Origin of the sequence: Paraburkholderia heleia NBRC 101817 (genome assembly GCF_000739775.1) — a bacterium.
Lineage (GTDB): Bacteria > Pseudomonadota > Gammaproteobacteria > Burkholderiales > Burkholderiaceae > Paraburkholderia > Paraburkholderia heleia.
In genome coordinates, this window is the sequence record NZ_BBJH01000050.1 from 46,274 (window position 1) to 52,400 (window position 6,127).

6 protein-coding genes are annotated in these 6,127 nt (G+C 61.0%); 1 reads left to right on the forward strand and 5 read right to left on the reverse strand.

Going from position 1 to position 6,127, the window contains the following annotated elements:
- Positions 1–10 precede the first annotated feature (10 nt).
- From BHE01S_RS31325 to BHE01S_RS31340, 4 genes are all read right to left on the reverse strand, one after another.
- Complete coding sequence (locus BHE01S_RS31325; protein WP_042270952.1) at positions 11–961, reverse strand: ornithine cyclodeaminase family protein; 951 nt, start codon at positions 959–961, stop codon at positions 11–13.
- A 19-nt stretch (positions 962–980) separates the two neighbouring features.
- Positions 981–2,039 carry an asparaginase gene (locus BHE01S_RS31330; protein WP_084069434.1) on the reverse strand — a complete coding sequence of 353 codons (1,059 nt, stop codon included), beginning with the start codon at positions 2,037–2,039 and terminating at the stop codon, positions 981–983.
- Positions 2,036–3,289, reverse strand: a complete 1,254-nt coding sequence (locus tag BHE01S_RS31335) for a D-amino acid dehydrogenase (RefSeq protein ID WP_042270956.1) — start codon at positions 3,287–3,289, stop codon at positions 2,036–2,038. The genes BHE01S_RS31330 and BHE01S_RS31335 overlap by 4 nt, the downstream gene beginning before the upstream one ends.
- A 162-nt stretch (positions 3,290–3,451) precedes the next feature.
- A complete protein-coding gene (locus BHE01S_RS31340; protein ID WP_042270958.1) occupies positions 3,452–4,534 on the reverse strand; it encodes a GlxA family transcriptional regulator in 1,083 nt (360 codons plus the stop codon).
- A 227-nt stretch (positions 4,535–4,761) separates the two neighbouring features.
- On the opposite strand from BHE01S_RS31340, the gene BHE01S_RS31345 reads away from it, so the two are divergent.
- Complete coding sequence (locus BHE01S_RS31345) at positions 4,762–5,916, forward strand: branched-chain amino acid ABC transporter substrate-binding protein (protein WP_084069436.1); 1,155 nt, start codon at positions 4,762–4,764, stop codon at positions 5,914–5,916.
- A gap of 18 nt (positions 5,917–5,934) precedes the next feature.
- Here BHE01S_RS31345 and BHE01S_RS38810 read toward each other — a convergent pair.
- A partial coding sequence (locus tag BHE01S_RS38810; protein ID WP_218000434.1) for a hypothetical protein occupies positions 5,935–6,127 on the reverse strand: 193 nt, incomplete at its 5' end.

A 6,127-nucleotide genomic window follows, 5' to 3' on the forward strand; every position in this document is an offset into this window, starting at 1 on the left:
AACACTATCGTCAATCAACGGTCACTGCCTGGCCCCCAGGTTCCACCGCTGCCACAGCCCTGCGCGTGACAAGTTCACCGAGCGCAACGTCGGCAAGCCCGATCCCAAGCGATTTGAAGACGGTTATATCGCCTGGCGAGCGCTCCCGAACATCACCATTGGCGATGATGTCGCCGAGTTCCACAACGTTGCTCCAGTCAACGATACCTGGCGCTGCCATCAGCAGGTCCCCCGCCTCTTCTTGCGCCTGCTCAAGCGATTCGACGACGACTATGCTCGCGCGGGAGAGCGTCGTATCGTCGATTTCACGCGCACCCGGCTTGCTGGACCCGATCGCTGCGACGAAGGTTCGCGGCTTGAGGTCGGCACCGTCGAAAAGCGGGACTGTGCTGCGTGTAGCGGTTACGACAATGTCAGCTGCCTGCACAGCCGTCTCCACTGTGGACGCCTCGAAGGAGACGCTGGTGAAACGCGCCTGCATTTGCGCAACCGTTTCCTGCACCCCCTCGATGCCGACTATCAGAACGCGCTCGATGCCCGACTTCCCGACAAGCGCCCGGATGTGCGCTCTGGCCTGAGCACCGGTACCAAACACCGCGAGAACCTTTGCATCAGCACGGCCGAATGCGTCAAACGCGATGCGGGTCACCGCTGCGGTGCGATATTCCGTGAGCGCTCCGCCGTGGATGATGGACAGCAATCTGCCGTCATCCGTAGAGAACAGGGGAATCACGAAATCGAAGACTCCCTTGTGCGTCGAATAGACCTTCGCACCGCACACGCCAGCGCCGGGCAGGATTGCCCCCATGGTACTCAGCGACACGTTTTCGCCGGGCGTGCGCACGCGTGGCTGGATCTTCGCTTGCCTGCTGCCTTGTTCAGCAAGCGCAGAGCGCAGCACTTCGATGGCGTCGCTCATCGTGATGAGTCGATGAACGTGTTCGTCAGTGATTATGTACATTGTGTTTTCCTGGCAGAGTTCAAAAGCGATAAAAGGCTGCCTGCAATGCGCGGCGCTCGTCCGGGTGACCCAGCATCGCCAGCATCAAAAGAATGCGGGCTTTTTGAGGTGGCTGATCGTCGACGACGAGCCAGTCATAGTCGTCGTCAGGCTGCGCGCCGTTGCGGATGACCACGCCGCTGCCTGTGCGTGAGGCCCTTACCACGTGCAGCCCCCGACGCGTCGCCTCCCGCAGTGGCTCGACCATATGTTCTGCGATGTTGCCGTTGCCAGTGCCGGCAAAGACAAGCCCGCTCGCGTCAGCCGCAATGGCGCGGACCAGTTCGCTCTCGAGCGCACCATGGGCATATACGACGTCGACTTTCGGCAGCGTCTCGATCTCGTCGATTGACCACGGAGTGGATACAGTGTGATCGCGCGAGGGTGTACGGTAGTAGCGAGGCTTGCCCTGGGTCACGTAACCGAGCGCGCCATAGGGCGAGCGGAACGCCTCGAGCTTGAAGCTGTTTGTCTTCGTCACGTCCCGGGCGGTGTGGATTTCCTCGTTTGCGACGACAAGCGCTCCTTTTCCATGCGAGGACGGATGAATCGCTACCGCAATCGCGTCATAGAGATTCAGGGATGCATCGGAACTCATCGCCGATGGCGGCCGCATGGAGCCGACTACGACGACGGGTTTCGTGCTCTTCAACGTCAGATGAAGAAAGTACGCGGTTTCCTCGATGGTGTCGGTGCCGTGCGTGAGAACGACGCCGTTTACCGTGTCGTCCTTGAGCACCTCCGATACCCGCTTCCCGATCATGAGCAGATGCTGCCCGCTGAAATTCTCCGAACCTGTCTGGAGCAATTGTTCGGCGCTCAGGTTCGCGAGCGACGACGCTTCCGGAATGGCTGACAGGATTTCGTCTATGCCCAGCACCGAGCATGTGTAGGCTGAAGTGTCGACAGCGCTTGCGCCACGGCCGGCAATCGTACCGCCCGTGCCGATGACTACAATATTGGGCTTGTCTTTCATTCGGTATCGATTCGAGGAACTTTTGATGGAAGACAGCCGTGCATCACATGCTGCACGGGTCATTGAGCGAGCGAGAAAAGGCGGGCCAGCGACGGGTCAGGCTTTCCGTCGATCCAGCCCGTGAGCAACGCGGCCGACCCGGAGGCCAACGTGAAGCCGAGCGCACCATGCCCGATGTTGAGCCAGAGATTCGGATATCGTGTAGGCCCGATAACCGGCGCGCCCTGGGGCGTCGCCGGACGCAATCCGGTCCACTCAGCCGCATCGACGTCATCGGCTACGACCTGCGGGAACAGCGCGGCGGCCTCCGCACGCAGCGCGGCAACGCGCGACGGATCCGGCTTTAGCGAGTAGCCGTCGAGGTCAGCCATGCCCGCCACTCGTAACCGGTTGCCAAGACGCGCATAGACCACTTTGCGGGCGAAGTCGGTGACACTCAATGTCGGTGCTACTGCCTGGGGTCCCAGCGGGTAAGTCAGGCTGTAGCCCTTGAGCGGATAAACGGGCACGTGGAGGCCCAAAGGCTGGAGCAGTTGCGCTGCGCTGGCCCCGGCAGCCACGACGACATGGTCCGCCTCGACCACCCCGTCACTGCTGCGCGCTACGATATGTCCGCCTTTGGCGACCTCCAGTGCATCGATGCACGTATTCATCGCAAACCGCACGCCGCGCGCTCTCAAAATGGCTTCGAGACCTTTGCTGAAGCGATGGCAATCGGCTGTATCTTCGCTGCGCGTATGGATGCCGCCGACGATCCGTTCGCGCACATGAGCCAGCGCGGGTTCGAGCGCGACGCATTCTTCGGCAGACAGTGCCTCCTGTTCGCAGCCGAGCGAGCGCTGGAAATTGAGCAGATTGATGGCGGCTTGCATCGCCGCAGCATCGCGATGCAGGACGAGCTTTCCAGAGTGCTGGAAGTCGAAGTCGAGAGTGGGTTCGTCGCGCAGGAGCTGGTGCATGAGCGCACGGCTTGCGAACGAGAGCGAGAGCAATTCGCGCGTGGTGAGATTGCTACGCCGTTGCGTGCAGGCGAACACGAATTTTAGGCACCAGAGCCACTGCTCCCGACTCACGGATGGTCGAAAACGCACCGGCGAGTCCCGCCGGATGAGCCACGCGGGCAGCTTCGACAATACGCCCGGCCCCGCCAGTGGTGCGACGTAGCTATACGATAACTGGCCACCGTTGCCGAAGCTGGTTTCGGTGGCCACCTCACCATGCCGTTCGATGACGATGACCTGATGTCCGGCCCGGTTCAAATAATAGGCGCTCGTCAGACCAATGACACCAGCACCCAATACGGCAATCTGCATGTCGCTTGTTTCCCTGTTTTACGGTGCACTCGCACGAAACAGGATGTTGAGCCAGGCGACACCGGGGGGATTGCACCGATGAGCAAAAAAATAGAAGAAACGCGACAACGAATCGCCGCCAGACAGGGTGCGCGAAGATCGCATCGCCGCCGCCGCACAGCTTCAGGCTTCGGTGGGACCTGTGCGCGAGCCGCGCAGCTTGCCCGGCGTCACGCCGTAGGTCTCGCGGAAGACCCTGATGAAATGAGCGGAATCAGCGAAGCCGCATTCGTATGCGATGTCCGTGACCTTGCGCCCGGTGTTCAGCAGCATCCAGCGCGCGTAGCGTAGCCGCATACCGCGATAGAACTCATTCGGCGACACGTTCATCTCTGCCACGAACGCCCGCTCCAACTGACGCACGCTCGTGCCAATCATCTTCGCGATCACCGCGATGTTGAGCGGCGCTTCGAGGTTTTCCTCCATGAGCAGCGCGGCATGACGTACGTTTGCATCGTCCACCGACAGGTAGCCCAGTGCGCGGCGGCGCTCGATGAACGAGGCGCCGGCCTGCCGGCTGACAGTCATCTGATGAATCACCTTCGATGCGCGGTCGGGCCCGCAATGCAGATTGACGAGCCGCGCGGCGAGTTCGATGACCGAGATTCCTCCCGCACAAGTGATGCGATCGCCGTCGATGAGGTAGTCGGCATGCGTGACGACGCGTAACCCGGGAAACATGTTCCGATAGTCGTCGAAGTGAAAGCTGTGCACGCACGCAACGTGATCCTGCATTAGCCCAGCATGGGCGAGGACAAAACTACCCGTGCAGATGCCGACCAGCGGAACGCCCGCTTCTGCAGCTACGCCCAGATAGTCCCAGTAGCGCCTGTCGACCTTCCCGATATGTGGCAGCAGGCCGCCGATAACGACGATGTAGTCGAACTGTCCGACGTCCGGAAAGGCCGCCTGCACCGGTACAGCGATACCGCAGCTCGATTCGACGGTGGTGTCGTGCACGCCGATCGTCGTCCAGAGACAGCGCAACTGACGACTCTGATCGCTGCGATCGGCAGCGTGACGTAACGCGTCGCAAAGGCCGCCGAGCGACAGGAGCGGAAAGCGCGGCCATAGCAGGATTCCGACATTGAGCTCCGCGCCGGGACGCCCCTGAGGCAACTCCGGTGCCGTGGAAAGTGAGTCAAGCCGATCAACCAGTTCGTGGGCTGGCGGTGCCTTGGCCGGGGGATCGTCGGAGGAAAACATGGGCGGCGCGGATAATCAGTATCACGCCATTATAGGACCGCGCGACCCGCCTCGCCGCCGTCGCATTTCTTCTATTTTCTGGCAAATCGGTGCAATGCCGCCGGTTTGTGTCCGCATAAATTTGTCTCGCCAGCGCAGACCACACGGTGCGCGGTACAAGGACGGAAGCGACGGGGACAATCCGGCGGATCGCCCTCGATGCAGATAACTATCGATGAGGTAATGCAATGACCAAGAGCAAAAGACTGGGTCGCCGTGCGACGACCTTTGGCATTCTGGGGGCGCTGGCCGCCGTTTCTGCCGGGGTGGCGCATGCCGACGAAACCGTGAAGGTCGGTGAAGTGGCGCCTCTCACCGGTCCGGCTTCCTATCTGGGCAAGGACACTGAGAACGGTGCAAGGCTCGCGGTCGAGGAAATCAACGAAAAGGGACTTGTCGTCGGCGGAAAGAAAGTCACGCTGGTTCTCGACACCGAAGACGATGCTGGCGATCCGCGCCAGGCCACGCAGGTCGCGCAAAAGCTGGTCGACGACAAAGTCGTGGCGGTAGTCGGTCACATGAATTCGGGAACGACGATTCCTGCCTCCAAAATCTACAGTGACGCCGGCATCGTGCAGGTCTCGCCGTCGGCAACGAATCCGGCGTACACGCAACAGGGCTTCAAGACCGCATACCGCGTGGTTGCGACCGATGCCCAGCAAGGGCCGGCCCTCGCCGATTACGCGACGCGGACGCTAAAAGTCAGGACGGTCGCGATCGTCGACGACGCAACCGCGTACGGGCAAGGACTGGCCAATGAATTCGAGAAGCGCGCGAAGGCAGACGGTCTTTCGGTGGTCTCACACGACGCTACCAACGACAAGGCCACCGACTTCCGGTCGATCCTCACGAAGATCAAGGGCGAGCATCCGGACATCATCATGTACGGCGGTCTCGATGGGACGGGCGGCCCGTTCGCGAAGCAGGCCAAACAGCTTGGCATGGCGCAGAAGATTCTCGCAGGCGACGGCCTGTGCGCTGACGATCTGTCGAAACTTGCCGGCGATGCGGCCGATGACGTGATCTGCTCCATCGCAGGCTCGCCGCTCGAAAAGATGCCGAAGGGTCCAGGCTTCACGCAACGCTACGAAAAGCGCTTTGGGACCCACCCTGTCCTGAACTCGCCATTCGCTTACGACGCGGTGTACGTCATCGCCGAAGCGATGAAGCGTGCGGGCTCGACGGCCCCCGACAGGATTCTTGCCGCAATGCCAGCGACGAACTATGAGGGCGTTCTCGGTCAGACACAGTTCGACGCGAAGGGCGATCTGGTCCACGGGACGATTTCTCTTTACAAGTACGTTGGTGGAAAGCAAACCCTCCTCGACTACGTGAAGAATTAACCCGCCAGGGTCTGCTGATCAAACCGGCACAACTGCAGCGATGCGGTTGTGCCGGTCATACGCCTTTCTTTTTCCTCCCCCCCGCCGCATTGATAGCGAAACGCGCTGGCTACCGACGCGGTCCCGTCGCGCAGGGCGCAATTCCTGCAAACGCACAACGGCCAGAAGTTCTGAACCGGATATGGACATCTTTCTACAGCAGTTGATCAAT

Bases quoted from the DNA above. Each gene is read 5' to 3' on its own strand.
- BHE01S_RS31325 (WP_042270952.1), bottom strand. From the start codon at position 961: ATGTACATAATCACTGACGAACACGTTCATCGACTCATCACGATGAGC.
- BHE01S_RS31330 (WP_084069434.1), bottom strand. From the start codon at position 2,039: ATGACCCGTGCAGCATGTGATGCACGGCTGTCTTCCATCAAAAGTTCC.
- BHE01S_RS31335 (WP_042270956.1), bottom strand. From the start codon at position 3,289: ATGCAGATTGCCGTATTGGGTGCTGGTGTCATTGGTCTGACGAGCGCC.
- BHE01S_RS31340 (WP_042270958.1), bottom strand. From the start codon at position 4,534: ATGTTTTCCTCCGACGATCCCCCGGCCAAGGCACCGCCAGCCCACGAA.
- BHE01S_RS31345 (WP_084069436.1), top strand. From the start codon at position 4,762: ATGACCAAGAGCAAAAGACTGGGTCGCCGTGCGACGACCTTTGGCATT.